This is a genomic window from Micromonospora sp. NPDC002575, assembly GCF_042889525.1.
GTDB classification, from domain to species: Bacteria; Actinomycetota; Actinomycetes; order Mycobacteriales; family Micromonosporaceae; genus Micromonospora; species Micromonospora carbonacea.
Genome location: NZ_JBIARA010000026.1, coordinates 1 through 15,779, shown reverse-complemented (window position 1 = coordinate 15,779; position 15,779 = coordinate 1). Strand labels below are relative to the sequence as shown.

Annotated in this window: 14 protein-coding genes and 1 pseudogene; 10 read left to right on the top strand and 5 right to left on the bottom strand. The window is 73.8% G+C overall.

The window, feature by feature from the left end; translation table 11 throughout:
* Positions 1-161: 161 nt before the first annotated feature.
* Positions 162-536: a helix-turn-helix domain-containing protein gene (locus tag ACFYWL_RS27970; protein ID WP_386978652.1), complete on the bottom strand. Its 375-nt coding sequence runs from the start codon at positions 534-536 to the stop codon at positions 162-164.
* 219 nt (positions 537-755) lie between these two features.
* Here ACFYWL_RS27970 and ACFYWL_RS27965 point away from each other — a divergent pair, with 219 nt between their 5' ends.
* The 3 genes and pseudogenes from ACFYWL_RS27965 (at position 756) to ACFYWL_RS27955 (ending at position 1,288) form a co-directional block, all read left to right on the top strand.
* The gene (locus ACFYWL_RS27965; RefSeq protein ID WP_386978785.1) at positions 756-890 is read left to right on the top strand and encodes a hypothetical protein; all 135 of its coding nucleotides are present in this window, start codon (positions 756-758) and stop codon (positions 888-890) included.
* A pseudogene (locus tag ACFYWL_RS27960) lies at positions 851-1,018 on the top strand (hypothetical protein); the annotation flags it as partial. The gene ACFYWL_RS27965 and the pseudogene ACFYWL_RS27960, both read left to right, overlap by 40 nt.
* 90 nt (positions 1,019-1,108) lie before the next feature.
* A complete protein-coding gene (locus ACFYWL_RS27955) occupies positions 1,109-1,288 on the top strand; it encodes a DUF397 domain-containing protein (RefSeq protein WP_386978773.1) in 180 nt (59 codons plus the stop codon).
* 40 nt (positions 1,289-1,328) lie between these two features.
* Here the strand turns inward: ACFYWL_RS27955 and ACFYWL_RS27950 are convergent, their stop codons facing one another.
* Positions 1,329-2,168, bottom strand: a complete 840-nt coding sequence (locus tag ACFYWL_RS27950) for a YhjD/YihY/BrkB family envelope integrity protein (protein ID WP_386978649.1) — start codon at positions 2,166-2,168, stop codon at positions 1,329-1,331.
* A gap of 51 nt (positions 2,169-2,219) precedes the next feature.
* Here ACFYWL_RS27950 and ACFYWL_RS27945 point away from each other — a divergent pair, with 51 nt between their 5' ends.
* From ACFYWL_RS27945 to ispG, 5 genes are all read left to right on the top strand, one after another.
* Positions 2,220-2,768, top strand: a complete 549-nt coding sequence (locus ACFYWL_RS27945) for a GNAT family N-acetyltransferase (RefSeq protein WP_386978646.1) — start codon at positions 2,220-2,222, stop codon at positions 2,766-2,768.
* A 95-nt stretch (positions 2,769-2,863) separates the two neighbouring features.
* Positions 2,864-3,484, top strand: coding sequence for a Uma2 family endonuclease (locus ACFYWL_RS27940; RefSeq protein ID WP_386978643.1), 621 nt, complete (start codon positions 2,864-2,866; stop codon positions 3,482-3,484).
* A 52-nt stretch (positions 3,485-3,536) separates the two neighbouring features.
* The gene (dxr, locus tag ACFYWL_RS27935; RefSeq protein ID WP_386978640.1) at positions 3,537-4,805 is read left to right on the top strand and encodes a 1-deoxy-D-xylulose-5-phosphate reductoisomerase; all 1,269 of its coding nucleotides are present in this window, start codon (positions 3,537-3,539) and stop codon (positions 4,803-4,805) included.
* Positions 4,805-6,055, top strand: a complete 1,251-nt coding sequence (locus ACFYWL_RS27930) for a M50 family metallopeptidase (protein ID WP_386978637.1) — start codon at positions 4,805-4,807, stop codon at positions 6,053-6,055. The genes dxr and ACFYWL_RS27930 overlap by 1 nt, the downstream gene beginning before the upstream one ends.
* Before the next feature lie 9 nt (positions 6,056-6,064).
* Complete coding sequence (ispG, locus tag ACFYWL_RS27925; protein WP_386978634.1) at positions 6,065-7,237, top strand: flavodoxin-dependent (E)-4-hydroxy-3-methylbut-2-enyl-diphosphate synthase; 1,173 nt, start codon at positions 6,065-6,067, stop codon at positions 7,235-7,237.
* 180 nt (positions 7,238-7,417) lie between these two features.
* Here ispG and ACFYWL_RS27920 read toward each other — a convergent pair whose 3' ends face one another.
* Positions 7,418-8,023, bottom strand: coding sequence for a PadR family transcriptional regulator (locus ACFYWL_RS27920; RefSeq protein WP_091277487.1), 606 nt, complete (start codon positions 8,021-8,023; stop codon positions 7,418-7,420).
* Between the two features lie 175 nt (positions 8,024-8,198).
* Between ACFYWL_RS27920 and ACFYWL_RS27915 the strand changes: the two genes are divergently transcribed.
* Together ACFYWL_RS27915 and ACFYWL_RS27910 are read left to right on the top strand one after the other, a co-directional pair.
* A complete protein-coding gene (locus ACFYWL_RS27915; protein WP_386978629.1) occupies positions 8,199-9,038 on the top strand; it encodes a GNAT family N-acetyltransferase in 840 nt (279 codons plus the stop codon).
* Positions 9,039-9,306: 268 nt separating this feature from the next.
* On the top strand, positions 9,307-12,861 hold the full coding sequence (locus tag ACFYWL_RS27910; protein WP_386978626.1) for an ATP-binding cassette domain-containing protein: 3,555 nt from the start codon (positions 9,307-9,309) through the stop codon (positions 12,859-12,861).
* A gap of 155 nt (positions 12,862-13,016) precedes the next feature.
* Here the strand turns inward: ACFYWL_RS27910 and ACFYWL_RS27905 are convergent, their stop codons facing one another.
* Together ACFYWL_RS27905 and ACFYWL_RS27900 are read right to left on the bottom strand one after the other, a co-directional pair.
* Positions 13,017-14,084: an NADH:flavin oxidoreductase/NADH oxidase gene (locus ACFYWL_RS27905; RefSeq protein WP_386978622.1), complete on the bottom strand. Its 1,068-nt coding sequence runs from the start codon at positions 14,082-14,084 to the stop codon at positions 13,017-13,019.
* A gap of 21 nt (positions 14,085-14,105) precedes the next feature.
* The gene (locus tag ACFYWL_RS27900) at positions 14,106-15,410 is read right to left on the bottom strand and encodes a dicarboxylate/amino acid:cation symporter (protein WP_386978770.1); all 1,305 of its coding nucleotides are present in this window, start codon (positions 15,408-15,410) and stop codon (positions 14,106-14,108) included.
* Positions 15,411-15,779: the final 369 nt, after the last annotated feature.

Genomic DNA, 15,779 nt, shown 5'->3' with positions numbered 1-15,779 from the left:
ATCCTCGGCGGCGTCCCTCCGCCCTGCCGACGCCGAGACGGTGGCGGGATCAACGGGCCGGTCAGGCTCCACAACTCTTCAGGCACCCACTGCTGGATCAACCGCTTGACGGTAGAAGCGACCTACCACGAAGATTATCCGACCGCCACCCGAGGAATGCGCTAAGGGGTGCCCCCGCGATGTTCTTGGGTTTCGCGCCTGAGAGCTTTGGCGGATTGGACTAATAGCGTGACCTCTGGGGGGGTCAAGAAGCTGGCGGCAGCAACGAGTTGGCCTATCTCCACAGTTGCAGGGTATGGCTCGCGCGCGACATTTTCGGAATCCACGCAAAGGTCTGCAATGACAAACAGGTCGGCTGTGTCTAGTTGCAGTACGGGCGCGAGATCCCGAAGGATATCGCGCGTTGGTTGAAGCTTACCCGTAAGTAGTTGATTGAGGGTCGACTCGGCCCGACCAGTAGCTCGGCTGACGGCTCTGGCCGATAGTCGACGATTCTGCATAAGGCCATGAAGAACTCTAGCGAAATCGGCGCTCATTATTGAATTCTACACAGGTCCGACGTCCGTCTGAGTCAGCCTGGAGCGCGGTTGTGTCGCGGAGTTGTGCGCTGACGGGCCTGGCGGTGCGCGTCGGTTGCTGTGGGTGGACCGGGACTGCTGGTCTGGCTGCACAAGCAGCCACGCAACGTGCTCCTGGCCGTCCTGAGCGCGATCCTTGGCTTGGTCTCCGACTCTGCGCCACGGAACGCGACCGAGATGCGCGACGGTTCCGGTGCTGCGCGACTGGTGGCGATGGCCCGGCAGTTCGACGCCCTGACGGTGGCGGGCAGCAGCACCACGTCAGTGTCCAGGTGCTGCCGCCCGGCCGCCGGGCTGGTCCGCTGGTCGTAGGCGGGCACCTTCACCATGCTCGACTTCCCGCAGCAGGTTCGGGAGCCCGAGCCGACCACCCATCTAATCTGACGGGCCGTGGCGCGGTCTACCTAAACAGGCCGAACGAGATCGAAATCTACGAGGAAGCCTGGCGCTCGGTCGCCGAACAGGCGCTGAGCGGGGCCGAGTCCCGCGAACTGATCGCATCGATGGCGAAGGAAATGTCCAGTGGCCGTGTGTGGCGCACGTCCACCCGCTCCGGCGGGGAAGGTGACTGCGTCGAGGTGGCGGCGTTCGCCGAGGCGGTCGGCGTGCGCGACAGCAAGGACCGGCAGGGCCCAGCGCTGAGCTTCGCCCCGGCGGCCTGGGCCGGCTTCGTCGGGGCCACCCGTTCGGGCTTGCTCGACCGCCCCTAGCGGCACCCGGGCGGGAGGCCCGCCGCGCCCCCGCGCGTGCTCATCGTGCGGCGGCGCGGCGGGCCCGCCAGTCCGACAGGGCGAGCGTCGCCGAATACCCGGCCAGCACGATCACGTGGAAGAGGTAGAGCCACAGCAGCACCGCCACCCCGCCGCCGATCGCGTCGAAGCCGCCGAACGGCGCGCCGAGGTCGAGCGGCAGCGAGGCGAACAGCACGAAGCCGTGCAGGAAGCCGGACAGGTTCGCCGCCGTGAACGACCCGATCACCAGCGTCGACAGGAAGTCCGGCGATGCCGGCCCCACCACCCGGAACACCCACATCAGCACCGGGGTGAGCACCAGCCAGACGCCGAGGAAGGACAGCACCACGCCGAGCGCGCCCAGCCAGCCGCCCTGGCGTACCAGGCGGGTCGTGAGCGGCAGGGCCAGCAGGATCGACAGCAGCAGCGCGGGGGCGGGCGCGAGCAGCGGGAGCAGCAGCAGCCGGCCCCGCCAGCCGACCAGCGTCCCGCCCGGCTCGTGCGGCGTGGCCACCGAGACGAAGGCCCGGCGCAGCCCCTCGCCGTACAGCGACGCCGGCAGCAGCGAGGCCAGGGCCAGGGCCGGGGTCAGGCCGAGCCCGCCCTCCAGCAGCGCGGCCACCGCCCGGTTCGCACCGATGTCGGTGGGCAGCGTCTCGATGGCGTACGAGGTGAGCCGCCGCACCCGGTCCGCCCCGGCGACCAGCCCCGTCGTCCAGATGGCCAGCAGCGCCACGGGCACCACGGCGATCGCGCCGTAGAACGTGATGGCGGCGGCGTGCAGCGACAGGTCCCGCCCGCGTACGGGCCGGAACGCGGCGCTGACGATCCGCTTCGTCCGCTGCCATCCGTCTGCCACCGCGACCTTCTTCCCCGCCTCACCTGCCGGTACGCACTACGATCCCGCGTCATGACCGTGCTCACCACGGAACGCCTCAGCATCCGCGACTGGACCGCCGGAACGGGCGACCTGGCGCGGATCTACGACATCTACTCCAGTGCCGAGGTGGTGCGCTGGCTGGGCACGGCCCCGGGCCTGCCGCTGACCGATCCGTCCGGCGCGGCCGACCGGCTCGCCGCCTGGCGGGAGCGGCACTGCGCCCACGGCGACCGGTACGGCACCTGGGCGATCGAGACGCGCGCCGACCGGCGGGTCGTCGGCACGGTGCTGCTCAAGCCGCTGCCGGGCCGCGACGAGCGGGTGCCGACGACCGACATCGAGGTCGGCTGGCACCTGCACCCCGACTCGTGGGGCCACGGGTACGCCACCGAGGCGGCCCGCGCGCTGGTGGCCCGGGAGCTGGCGACGGGCACCCCGCAGGTGTGGGCGGTGGTGTCGCCGGGCAACACGGCGTCGGCGGCGGTGGCCCGGCGGCTCGGCATGGCGTACGTGGGCCGGCGCACCGACTGGTACGGCGGCGAGGAGCTGGACGCCTTCGTCCTGCGCGCCGGAGCCTGACGGCACGGTCGGACACCGTGTGCGAGCAGGGCGGATCGGGGCTGCGCGACTAGGCTGGATGCCAGCAGGATGTTCCGCTGAGGGGGTGAGCCCGGATGGCCCAGGCAGCGTTCGCGCCCGAGCCGGCGCCGCAGCGGCCCGAGCCGTCGTTCGACGTGCTCCGGTGGCACGACGAGCCGTGGACCGCGCGGCTCGCTCTCGACCTCTTGCCGGAGACCAACGGCCCCAAGGTCGAGGTCCTGAGCGGAAGCGTGATCGTGACACCACATGCCGGCTTCGACCACCAGAACGTCGAACTCGACCTGGCTTACCTGCTCAAGCAGGCGGCCCGGCGGGCGGGGCTCTGGCTCTACCACGAGGTCAACATCGTCTCCGGCGACGATCTGTTCATCCCTGACATCGTCGTGCTGCGTGCCTCGGGTGGCGGCCGGACGACGATGAAGATCAGCGACGCCGTGCTGCTCGGGGAGATCGTCTCGCCGGGCAACCGGCGTAAGGACGTGATCGACCGGCCCCGGGAGTACGCCGCCGCCGGCGTGCCCTTCTTCCTCCGCGTCGACCTGCGCAACCGGGTGCCGACGCTGGCGCTGTACGAGCTGGTCGACGGCGACTACCGCCCGCTCGCCGCCGCCGCGGCCGGCAGCACGTTCACGATGGTCCGCCCGTTCGACTTCTCCGTCGACCCGGCCGACCTGCTCGACGACGAGGCGTCCTGACGGCGGTGAGGCTCCCAGCGGGCGCGCAGCCCGGCTGGGGAAGAATGGGCGGGTGACAACTCCCCGCGATCTTGTGCTGCTCGGCTCGACCGGCTCGATCGGCACCCAGGCCATCGACATCGTCCGGCGCAACCCCGACCGGTTCCGGGTGGTGGCGCTCGGCGCCGGGGGCGGCAACGTCGAGCTGCTCGCCGCGCAGGCCCTCGAACTGCGCGTCGAGGCGGTCGGGGTGGCGAAGGCGTCGGCCGCGCAGGACCTCCAGCTCGCCTTCTACGCCGAGGCGAGCCGGCGCGGCTGGTCCAGCGGCGACTTCAAGCTGCCCAGGATCGTGGCGGGGCCGGACGCGATGACCGAGCTGGCCCAGTGGCCCTGCGACGTCGTGCTCAACGGGGTGGTCGGCTCGCTGGGGCTCGCGCCGACGCTCGCGGCGCTGCGCGCCGGGCGTACCCTCGCGCTGGCCAACAAGGAGTCGCTCGTGGCCGGCGGCCCCCTCGTGAGGGCCGCGGTGACGCGGCCGGGGCAGATCGTGCCCGTCGACTCCGAGCACTCGGCGCTGGCCCAGTGCCTGCGCGGCGGCGCCCGGGGCGAGGTGCGCCGGCTGGTGGTCACCGCCAGCGGCGGGCCGTTCCGGGGGCGGCGGCGCGACGAGCTGACGCAGGTCACGCCCGCGCAGGCGCTGGCGCACCCGACCTGGAACATGGGGCCCGTCGTCACGATCAACTCCGCGACGATGGTCAACAAGGCGCTGGAGGTGATCGAGGCGCACGAGCTGTTCGACGTGCCGTACGCCGACATCACCGTCATGGTGCACCCCCAGTCGGTGATCCACTCGATGGTCGAGTTCGCCGACGGGTCGACGCTGGCCCAGGCCAGCCCGCCCGACATGCGGCTGCCCATCGCGCTGGGCATCGGCTGGCCCGACCGGGTGCCGGAGGCCGCCGCCGCCGTCGACTGGACCACCGCGCACACCTGGGAGTTCGCCCCGCTCGACGACGAGGCGTTCCCGGCGGTGGCGCTGGCCAAGGCGGCCGGGGAGGCGGGGCGCTGCCGCCCGGCGATCTACAACGCGGCCAACGAGGAGTGCGTCGCGGCGTTCGTCGCCGGCCGGCTGCCGTTCCTCGGCATCGTGGACACCCTCCGGCGGGTCCTGGAGGACGCTCCCGATTTCGCCGAACCAGGTACCGTCGAGGACGTGCTCGCCGCCGAGTCGTGGGCGCGCGCGCACGCGCAGGAGATCATCGTGGCGTCGCCGTCGGCGGCGTCAGCGTCGTCGGTCTCGGCGTCGTCGTCATCGGCATCGGCATCGGTGGAAGGAGCTTGATGGCGTACCTGCTCGGGGTGGTCCTGTTCGCCCTGGCCATCCTCGTCTCGGTCAGCCTGCACGAGGCGGGGCACATGCTCACCGCCAAGGCGTTCGGGATGAAGGTCACCCGCTACTTCGTCGGCTTCGGCCCCACCATCTGGAGCTTCAAGCGGGGCGAGACCGAGTACGGCCTCAAGGGCATCCCGCTCGGCGGCTTCTGCAAGATCGTCGGCATGACGCCGCAGGACGACGACGTCGAGCCGGGCGACGAGCACCGCGCGATGTGGCGCTACCCGGTCTGGAAGCGGACGATCGTGATGTCCGCCGGTTCGGTCACCCACTTCGCGCTGGCCCTCGTCGCGACCTGGATCATCGCCGTCTCCGCCGGCCTGCCCAACCCGGACTTCCCGACCACCGACGCCGAGGCCCGCCAGGAGCCGGCGGTCATCGCCCTGGCCAAGTGCGTGGTGCCGGAGAACGCCGTGCGCGAGTGCGCGGCGAGCGACCCGGCGAGCCCGGCCGCGACGGCCAACCTGCGCGACGGCGACAAGATCACCTCGTTCAACGGCGCCCCGATCGCCAACTACGGCGAGCTGCTCGTCGCGCTGCGGGCCACCAAACCGGGCGAAACCGCCCAGATCGGGTACGTCCGCGACGGCCAGCCCGGCACCACGAGCACCGTGCTCGCCCAGACCCAGCGCCCGCCCCTGGACGACCCGAAGGGCGCGGTCGGCCCGGTCGCCGCGCTCGGCATCGGCCTCCAGTTCAGCACCCCCACCCGGGTCCAGTACGGGCCGGTCGCCGCCCTCGGCGGGACCGCCCGGTTCACCGGCGACATGGCCGTCGGCACGTACGAGGCGATGAAGCGCATCCCGCAGAAGGTGCCCGCCCTCTGGACGGCCATCAGCGGCGGCGAGCGCGACGTGGACACCCCGATCAGCGTGGTCGGCGCGAGCCGGCTCGGCGGCGAGGCCGTGGAGAACAACGCCTGGCTGGTGTTCTTCATGCTGTTCGTGTCGCTCAACTTCTTCATCGGCGTGTTCAACCTGCTGCCGCTGCTGCCGCTCGACGGCGGGCACATCGCCATCGCCTGGTTCGAGCGGGCCCGGTCCTGGGTCTTCGCCCGGTTCGGCCGCCCGGACCCGGGCCGCGTCGACTATCTCAAGCTCATGCCCATCACGTACGTGGTGATTTTGATCGGTGGCGTGTTCACGCTGCTGACCGTCACCGCGGACGTCGTCAACCCCATCACGCTCTTCTCAAGGTGAGTGCCTGAAGTGACCGCAGTCAGTCTCGGTATGCCCGCCGCGCCGCCCCCCGCCCTCGCCCCGCGCCGGGCCAGCCGCCAGATCATGGTCGGCTCGGTGCCGGTCGGTGGGGGCGCGCCGGTGTCGGTCCAGTCGATGACCACCACCCTCACCTCCGACGTCAACGCCACCCTCCAGCAGATCGCCGAGCTGACCGCGTCCGGCTGCCAGATCGTGCGGGTCGCCGTGCCCTCGCAGGACGACGTGGAGGCGCTGCCGGCCATCGCCCGCAAGTCGCAGATCCCGGTGATCGCCGACATCCACTTCCAGCCCAAGTACGTCTTCGCCGCGATCGACGCCGGCTGCGCCGCCGTGCGGGTGAACCCGGGCAACATCCGGCAGTTCGACGACAAGGTCAAGGAGATCGCGGCGGCGGCCTCCGCCGCCGGGGTGCCGATCCGCATCGGCGTCAACGCCGGCTCGCTGGACAAGCGGCTGCTCGCCAAGTACGGCAAGGCCACCGCCGAGGCGCTCGTCGAGTCGGCGCTGTGGGAGTGCTCGCTGTTCGAGGAGCACGGCTTCCGGGACATCAAGATCTCCGTGAAGCACAACGACCCGGTGGTCATGATCCGGGCCTACCGGCAGCTCGCCGAGCGCTGCGACTACCCCCTGCACCTCGGCGTCACCGAGGCCGGCCCCGCGTTCCAGGGCACCATCAAGTCGGCGGTCGCCTTCGGCGCGCTGCTGGCCGAGGGGATCGGCGACACGATCCGGGTGTCGCTGTCCGCCCCGCCGGTGGAGGAGATCAAGGTCGGCAACCAGATCCTGGAGTCGCTGGGGCTGCGCGAGCGGGGCCTGGAGATCGTCTCCTGCCCGTCGTGCGGCCGGGCCCAGGTCGACGTCTACAAGCTGGCTGAGGAGGTCACCGCCGGCCTGGAGGGGCTGCCGGTGCCGCTGCGGGTGGCCGTCATGGGCTGCGTCGTCAACGGGCCGGGGGAGGCCCGCGAGGCCGACCTCGGCGTCGCCTCGGGCAACGGCAAGGGGCAGATCTTCGTCAAGGGCAAGGTCGTCAAGACCGTCCCCGAGGGGCAGATCGTGGAGACGCTGATCGAAGAGGCGCTGCGGATCGCCGACGAGATGGGCGCGGAGCTGCCCGAGGAGCTGCGGGGCCTGGTCCCGGGGGCCACCGTCACGGTGCACTGACCCGCCGCACTGACCCGTCACGCCACGCCGACAGGGGGCCGTTCCGCCGGGAACGGCCCCCTGTCGTGTGCCCTGCTGTGCCGCGCCTGCCGCGCCTGCCTCCTGCCTCCTGCGCGGGCGGTGCCCGGGGCGTGAGAAGGGGACCCTTCTCGACCGTATGCGTTAACAAGGGGCCCTTCCTTACCCCTCGGCGAGGATGGCGTAGAGCTTGCGCCGGGTCTCGGCGAGCACCTGCGCGGCGCGCTCCCGCTGGTCGTCGGTGCCGGTCATCATCACCTGCCGCAGCGCGTGCATCGCCTGCGTGCCGGCGTCGCGGATGTCGTGCCAGCTCGCGACGGTGTCCTCGGCGAACTCGCCCCACGGCGGGGCCTGCGCCGCCTCGTCGGCCTCGGCCCGGCCCGCCTCGGTGACGGTGAACCGCTTGCGCCCGCCGCCGGCCTCCTCGGTCGCGGCGACGACGACGCCCTCGTCCTCCAGGAGCTGGAGGGTCGGGTAGATCGACCCGGGGCTGGGCCGCCAGGCCCCGCCGGTGCGGGAGTCGATCTCCTGGATCATCTCGTAGCCGTGCATCGGCCGCTCGGTGAGCAGGGCCAGCACGGCGGCGCGGACGTTGGGCCGCCGCCCTCGGCCGCGCCCCCGGTGGCCGCCCCGCCCGCCGCCGTGCGGGCCCCCGTGCCCGGGCGGGACCGGCGGGAACGGTGGGCCGGGCGGGCCGGGTGGGAACGGCGGGAAGCCGAAGCCCCGCATCCGCGCCTCGTGCATGTGTGTCCGGCGGTGGAACCCCATGGGTTCTCTCCTCTCGAAGTTCTGTCGCTGATGCATCAACGATATATCGGCAACGGGTCGGCAACAACTCGTTTTTCGGCACCGCCTGGCGGGCCGGCGGGGGAGTCCCGCCCAGCCTGCGGCGGACTCCGTACTCGGCCGGCGGGGCGGGCGGCCGATCTGGCAGGCTGGAGGCGTGCTGACGGCGCCGGTGCGGCAACTCGGGGAATCGGAGCGGCGCGCGGTCGAGCGGCTGCTCGACCTCGACCCGTTCGCGGGGGCGCAGGTCGCCGAGCGGGTCACCGCGCGCGGGCTGGCCTGGTGGCGGGCCGAGGCACGCATCCTGGGCTACGGCGCGCGCCGCCACCTCGAGTCGATCTGCTGGCTCGGAGGAAACCTCACCCCCGTGCTCGCCTCGGAGCCGGCCGTCGCCGCCTACGCCGAGTTGCTCGCCGCCGAGGAGCGGCTCTGCTCGTCGATCGTGGGGCGGGCCGACGCGGTGCTCGGCCTCTGGGACCGGCTCTGCGGGCACTGGGGGCCGGCCCGGGACGTCCGGCCCAACCAGCCGCTGCTGGCCACCGACGCGCTCCCGTCGGTCGCCACCGACCCCGACGTGCGGCTGGTGCGCGGCAACGAGGTGGACCGCCTCTTCCCCGCCGCCGTGGCCATGTACACCGAAGAGGTCGGCGTCTCGCCGCTGGCCGAGGACGGCGGGCGCGGCTACCGGCGGCGGGTCGACGACCTGGTCCGGGCCGGCCGGGCGTACGCGCGGTTCGTCGACGGCCAGGTCGTCTTCAAGGCCGAGCTGGCGGTGGTGACCCGGCACACCGCGCAGGTCCAGGGCGTCTGGGTCGCCCCGGAGTGGCGCGGCCGGGGGATCGCCACGGCGGCGATGGCCGCGGTCACCCGCGACGCGCTGCTGCGGGTGGCCCCGACCGTCAGCCTGTACGTGAACGACTTCAACCAGCCGGCCCGCCGCGTATACGAGCGCTGCGGCTTCCGCCCGGTCGGCACCCTCGCCACCGTCCTCTTCTGAGGTGCAAGGAAGGGCCCCCTGTTAACGCCTGCGGTAGAGAAGGGTTCCCCTCTCACCCCGAGGCGCGGGAGGCGCCGGGGCACGGAAGGCGCGGGAGGCGCCGGGGGCACGGAAGGCGCGGGAGGCACCGGAGGCGCCGGGGGCGCCGGGGGCGCGGTTGGGTGGCGCGGACACCCGGGCGGGTGGCGCGGGCGGTAAATGCGTTGAAGGCGTCGACCGGATCACGGAGGGTGGAAGCACCGCCATCCGAGTGTCCGGGGGGACCGACATGCGCCTTTTCCGTGACCTGTGGGCCACCTCGGCCCGCCGGATGACGCTGGTGGCGACGCTGGTCGTGCTCGGGGCCGCCGGCCAGGCCGCCGCCGCGGCGCTCGCCGGCCCGGTGCTCGTGCACCGCTCGGGCTTCCTGTTCGCGGTCCTGGCCGTGGCGCTGTGCGCGGCCGTCGTGACCGACCTCACCATCGGGCTCGTGATGGCCGGCCTCACCGCCGACTGGTCGGCTGACGTGCGGCGGCGGTTGTGCCGGGTGGCGCTCGGGCAGGACCTGCCCACGCTGGAGGGCACCCCGGTCGGCGAGCTGCTTGACCGCATCGACGGCGACGTCTACCAGGTGGCCTCCGAGGTGCGCGGGCACGGCGTACGCATCGCCCAGATGGGCGCCACCGGCCTGCTCTCCACGGTCGTGGCCATGTTCGTCTGGTGGCCGGCCGGGGTGAGCATGCTCGCGCTGACCGTGCTGCTCGCCCTCGTCCTGCGCCGCCCGACGCGGCGGATCGCCCCGGCCCGGATGGCCGAGGAGGAGGCCTGGACCGACCTCGCCGCCGTCATGGAGGAGGCCGTCCACGGCCAGGACGACGTGCGCACCAGCCTCGCCCGGCCGTACGTGCTGCGGCTCTACGCCCAACGCGCCGCGGCGGTGCTGGCCCGGGGCAACCTGGTGTGGCGGATGTCGGCCTGGGTGACCGCGACCGGTGCCGGCGTCATCCGGGTCGGCATCGTCGGGGTGGTCCTCGGCGGGGCGTGGGCGTTGGCCGCCGGCCGGATCGACGCGGCCCGGCTGACCGCCGTGTGGCTGCTGGTGCTCGCCTTCGGCGCGACCGTCGAGCACGTCAGCCGGATGGTGCCCGAGCTGCAGTACGCGCTCGGCGCCTGGGGGCGGGTGCAACTGCTCCAGGACGCCCCGCAGGAGCCGGCCGGCGGCCGGGAGCCCGCCGACGGCGACCTGGTCGTGCGCCATCTCACCTACCGCTACCCGGCCGGCGGCTCCGACGGCGACCGCGCGCCGGCGCTGCGCGACGTCTCGCTGACGTTCGCCCGGGGCCGGTCGTACGCCCTCGTCGGCCGCACCGGGTCCGGCAAGTCGACGCTGGCCAAGGTGCTCACCCGGGCCGTGGACCTGCCGCGCGGTACCGTCCTGCTCGGCGACACCGACCTGCTCGACCTCGACGTCGAGCTGCTGCGCCGGTGGATCGCCGTGGTGCCGCAGCGCACCGAGATCCTGGCCGGCACCCTCGCCGAGAACGTCGCGCTGTTCGACCCCGACCTGCTCGACGACGCCGCCCGGGCGCTCGACGAGCTGGGCCTGGCCGGCTGGATCGCCGGGCTGCCCGACGGCCTGGACACCCGGCTGGGCGAGGGCGGGCACGTGCTGTCCGCCGGGCAGGAACAGCTCGTCGCGTTCGCCCGGATCCTGGTCCGCGACCCGCACGTGGTGATCCTCGACGAGGCCACCGCGCGGCTGGACCCGGTCACGGAGACGCTGGTGCAGCGGGCCACCGACCGGCTGCTCGCCGACCGGATCGGCATCGTCATCGCGCACCGGCTCTCCTCGGTGCGCCGCTGCGACGAGGTGGTGGTGCTGGCCGACGGCGCGGTCGTCGAGGCGGGGCCGCTGCACACCTCGGAGCGGTTCGCCGAGCTGCTGGCCGTCAGCCACGCCTCCGCGTACGCCGGTGCGGGGGTCGGGGCCGGTGCGGGCGGCGGCGGGCGGGCCGGCGGCGCGGCCGTACTGACCGATCCGCCGCCGCCGTCGGACGCGCCCGGCGGCCCCGCGGGAACCGGCGCGCCCGGGTCCGCCGCCGCGCCCGTCGGGGCCGCGCGGGTGAAGGCCGAACCGCCTCCGCTGCCGCCGGCACCGCGCACCCGCACGATGCGGGAGATCCTCCGCCTCACCACCAACAACCCGCGGTACGGTCTCGTGGCGATCGCGCTGTTCGGGTTCGGGGGCCTGCTCGGCCTCGACGGCTCGGTGCTGCCCTGGCTCTGGGCCGACCTGGTCGACGGGGTGGGCGACCCGTGGTGGCCGGCGGTCGGGATCGTCGCCGCGCTGCTGGTGACGACGCCGGTGCCGTACCTCACCAGCACCCTGTTCCCCAACTGGTGGGTGCGGCAGATGCTGCGGATCAGCCTGCGGCTGGTGCACGGGCAGACCGGGCCCCGCCGGATCAGCGGGCACACCCCGGCGGAGGTGGTCGCCCAGGGCGGCGACACCGAGCGGGTGGTGATCCTCGCCGACAACATGCTCGACCAGGGCATCTCCGTGCTCATCGTGGTGACCATGACGCTGGTCTCCGGGAGCTGGGTCCCGGCCCTGTTCTTCGCCGGGACGATGATCGTGTCCGGGCTGGCCGCGACGCTGTTCGGGCCGCGCCTGGAACGGTCGGCGCGGGCCACCGTGGCGGCGCGGGCGGCGTTCGCCACCGCGCTGGTGTCGTCGCTGTCGGCGGCCCGCACGGTGAAGCTGGCCGGCGCGACCCGGCCGGTGCTGGGCCACCTCGCCGACCTCGACACCGCCCGCAGCGAGCGGCAGCGCCGGGAGATCTCCGTGCAGGTCTGGGCCCGCTCGACGCCCGCCCTGGCCAGCGGCCTGCTGCCGATCGGCGCCTGGGCGCTCTACCTCGGCGGTGGGTTGTCCGCCGGGGCGACCCTGGTCGCGGTCTCCACGCTCGGCGCGGCCCGCTGGTTCGCGTGGACGACGGCGTCGCTGGTGTCCCAGCTGCCGTCCGCGCGGGTGTGGACGCGCCGGACGGTCGCGATGGCCGGGGTCGGGGCCTACTCGGCGTCGGTGCCCGGGGTCGACCTGGCCGCCGGTACCGCGCCCGCGCCCGAGCCCCCGCCCCGGCACCCGCTACGCCGGCTGGAGCTGGTCGGCTTCGGCGCGCTGCACACCGACGGGACGCTCGCCGCCCACGACGTCGACCTGACCGTCGAACGCGGGCAGCTCGTGCTCGTCGTCGGGCCGGTCGGGTCGGGCAAGTCGTCGCTGCTGCGCGCCCTCGCCGGGATCGTGCACCACACCGGCACCCTGCGCTGGAACGGCGAGCCGGTCACCGAGCCGGAGGTGTTCCTGCGCCCCCAGCAGGTCGGCTACGTCGGCCAGTTGCCCCGGGTGCTCTCCGGCACCGTCGCCGACAACGTCGCGCTCGGGCACGACGTGGACGCGGCGGCGGCGGTGTCGACGGCCCAGCTCGAACACGACCTGGCGGCGTCCGGGGGCGTCGGCGGGGGCGGGCTCGGGCTGCTCATCGGGCACAAGGGCACCCGGCTGTCCGGCGGGCAGCTCCAGCGGCTGGCGCTGGCCCGGGCGCTGGCCCCGCGTACGGAACTGCTGGTCGCCGACGACGTGTCCTCGGCGCTGGACGTCACCACGGAGCTGGAGCTGTGGGCGGCGCTGCGCGAGCACGGGGTGACGGTGGTGGGCTCGACGTCGAAACGGGCGGCGCTGGTCCGCGCCGACCAGGTGGTGGTGCTCGTCGACGGCACGGTCGCGGCCCACGGCCCCTGGCGGGACCTGGAACGGGACTGGGGCCACCTGGCCGGCTGACCCGCCCCGCACCCCCGAACCCCGCGCACCGACCTTGCCCCGGGGCCCGCGCGCCCCCGCAGGCCCCGCAGGCCCCGCGGGCCGACCTTGGACAGTTGCCGTCACCGTCGAACGACAACTGTCCAAGGTCCGGGCCCGCGCGCACCCGGTCGGGGTCAGAAGGCGCGCTCGTACTGGGCGGGCCAGTCGGGCGTCGCGCCGAGCTTCGCCGCCGCCCGCCGCGGCCAGTACGGGTCCCGCAGCAGCTCCCGGCCCAGCAACACCAGGTCCGCCTCCCCGCCGGCCACGATCTGCTCGGCCTGCTCCGGCTCGACGATCAGGCCGACCGCGCCCGTCGGGACGCCCGCCTCCCGGCGGATGCGGGCCGCGAGCGGCACCTGGTAGCCGGGGCCCACCGGGATGGTGGCCCGGGGGGCCGCCCCGCCGGACGAGGCGTCCACCAGGTCGACGCCGGCCGCCGCCAGCTCCCCGGCGAGCACCACGCTGTCCTCGATCGTCCAGCCGCCCTCGGTCCAGTCGGTGGCGGAGATCCGGGCGAGCACCGGGACGCTCTCGCCGACCGCCACGCGCACCGCGCGGGCCACCGCCAGGGTCAGCCGCATCCGGCCCGCCCGGTCACCGCCCCAGCCGTCGGCACGGTGGTTGGTCAGCGGCGAGAGGAACTCGTGCAGCAGGTACCCGTGCGCGGCGTGGATCTCCACGGCGGCGAAGCCGGCGTCCACCGCGCGGCCGGCGGCGGCAGCGAACGCCGCCACCACCCCCGCGATGCCCGCCTCGTCGAGCGCGGCCGGCACCCGGTAGTCCGGCACGAACGGCTCCGCGCCGGGGCCGACCGGCGTCCAGCCGCCGTCGGCGTCGGGCACCCCGCCCCGCCCGGCCGCCCACGGCCGGTACGTCGACGCCTTGAACCCGGCGTGCGCGAGCTGCACCGCCGGCACCGCGCCCTGCGCCGCGACGAACGCGGTGACCGGCCGCCACGCGTCGACGTGCGCGTCGGACCAGAGCCCGACGTCCTGCGGGCTGATCCGGCCCTCGGGCACCACGGCGGTCGCCTCGGTGAGCACCAGGCCCGCGCCGCCCACCGCGCGGGAACCCAGGTGTACGCGGTGCCAGTCGGTCGGCAGGCCGTCGGGGCCCGCGCTGTACTGGCACATCGGGGCCAGGGCGACCCGGTTGGGCAGGGTGACGGCGCGCAGCGCCAGGGGCGTGAACAGGCGGCTCATGTCGTTATCCTCTCCGAGCTGTCAGGCGGGGACGGGAGCCGGCGCGTCGGGGCGGGCGGGACGGCCGGCGTCGCCCGTCCCGGCGTCGGCGAGGCCGCGGCGGCCCGCCGAGTCGTACGCGGCCCGGTCGAGGATGCCCTCGCGGGCGGCCACGATGGTCGGCACGACGGCCTGGCCGGCCACGTTGGTGGCGGTGCGGATCATGTCGAGGATCGGGTCGATGGCCAGCAGCAGGCCGGCGCCGGCCAGCGGCAGGCCCAGCGTGCTCAGGGTCAGGGTGAGCATCACGATCGCGCCGGTCAGGCCGGCGGTGGCCGCCGAGCCGACCACCGACACGAACGCGATGAGCAGGTAGTCGCCGACGTCCAGGTCCACCCCGAAGACCTGCGCGACGAAGATCGCCGCGAGGGCGGGGTAGATCGCCGCGCAGCCGTCCATCTTCGTGGTCGCGCCGAACGGCACGGCGAACGAGGCGTACTCGCGGGGGACGCCGAGGCGCTCGACGGAACGCTGGGTCACCGGCATGGTGCCGACCGAGGAGCGGGAGACGAACGCCAGCTCGATCGCGGGCCACGCCCCGGCGAAGAAGCGCAGCGGGTTGAGGCGGCCGGCGGCGACCAGCAGCAGCGGGTAGACCACGAACAGCACGATCGCGCAGCCGACGTACACGGCGGTGGTGAACTTCGCGAGCGGGGCCAGCAGGTCCCAGCCGTACGAGGCGACGGCGTTGCCGACGAGGCCGAGGGTGCCGATCGGGGCGAGCCGGATCACCCACCACAGCGCCTTCTGCACGATGCTCAGCAGCGACCGGTTGAGCGCCACGAACGGCTCGGCGGCCTCGCCGACCAGCATTGCCGCCGCGCCCACCACGAGGGCGAGGAAGACGATCTGGAGCACGTTGCCCTCGACGAACGCGCCGACGGGGTTGGTGGGGACGATGCCGGTGAGGAAGTCGGTCCAGGAGCCGGTGGTCTTCGGCGGGGCGGCGGCGCCCACGTCGAGGGTGACGCCCCGGCCGGGGTCGGTGAGCAGGCCGAGGCCGATGCCGATGCTCACCGCGACCAGCGCGGTCGCGCCGAACCAGAGCAGCGTCTTCAGCGCCAGCCGGGCGGCGTTGGCGACGCCGCGCAGGCCGACCACGCTGACCACGATGGCGGTGAACACCAGCGGCGGCACGGCCAGCTTGAGCAACTGGACGAAGAGGCCGCCGACGGTGTCGAGGGCGCCGGCCAGCCAGCCCAGGTCGTTGGCGCGGGCGACGAAGCCCAGCGCCACGCCGAGCACGAGGCCGAGCAGGATCTGGAGGGAGAAGGGAAACTTGCGCAGGACGGAAGCCATGGGAACGTCCAAGCGGGAGAGGGCGGTCGGGCGGGCGTCAGGAGGAGACGGGCCGCGCCGGACAGACGCCGCTGGCCTGCCGTCGGAGGTCGACGTACAGGCGGACGGTGAGGTCCCAGACGTTGGTCATCGCCCGCCGACGATACGCCCGCCACCCGCCGGGCGGAAGGATCACTCCGCGTGAGGCTCCTTACACAGTCGCCCGTCGATGCGAGGGCCGCGCGCCGCGGGCCCTGCGTTAGGAAGGGCCCCCTGTACAACAGCTTGGGGTCTAGCGGTCCTCGCAACGCCTAGTTCTTCTGGGGGTTGCGAGGACCGTGGTCGTTTCCGCTGAGGTCAAGGCAGAGTTCTTCCGGA

Coding starts and splice junctions, on each gene's coding strand:
- ACFYWL_RS27970 (WP_386978652.1), bottom strand. CDS start 536: ATGAGCGCCGATTTCGCTAGAGTTCTTCATGGCCTTATGCAGAATCGT.
- ACFYWL_RS27930 (WP_386978637.1), top strand. CDS start 4,805: ATGGCGTACCTGCTCGGGGTGGTCCTGTTCGCCCTGGCCATCCTCGTC.
- ACFYWL_RS27945 (WP_386978646.1), top strand. CDS start 2,220: ATGACCGTGCTCACCACGGAACGCCTCAGCATCCGCGACTGGACCGCC.
- ACFYWL_RS27910 (WP_386978626.1), top strand. CDS start 9,307: ATGCGCCTTTTCCGTGACCTGTGGGCCACCTCGGCCCGCCGGATGACG.
- ACFYWL_RS27920 (WP_091277487.1), bottom strand. CDS start 8,023: ATGGGGTTCCACCGCCGGACACACATGCACGAGGCGCGGATGCGGGGC.
- ACFYWL_RS27905 (WP_386978622.1), bottom strand. CDS start 14,084: ATGAGCCGCCTGTTCACGCCCCTGGCGCTGCGCGCCGTCACCCTGCCC.
- ACFYWL_RS27965 (WP_386978785.1), top strand. CDS start 756: ATGCGCGACGGTTCCGGTGCTGCGCGACTGGTGGCGATGGCCCGGCAG.
- ACFYWL_RS27940 (WP_386978643.1), top strand. CDS start 2,864: ATGGCCCAGGCAGCGTTCGCGCCCGAGCCGGCGCCGCAGCGGCCCGAG.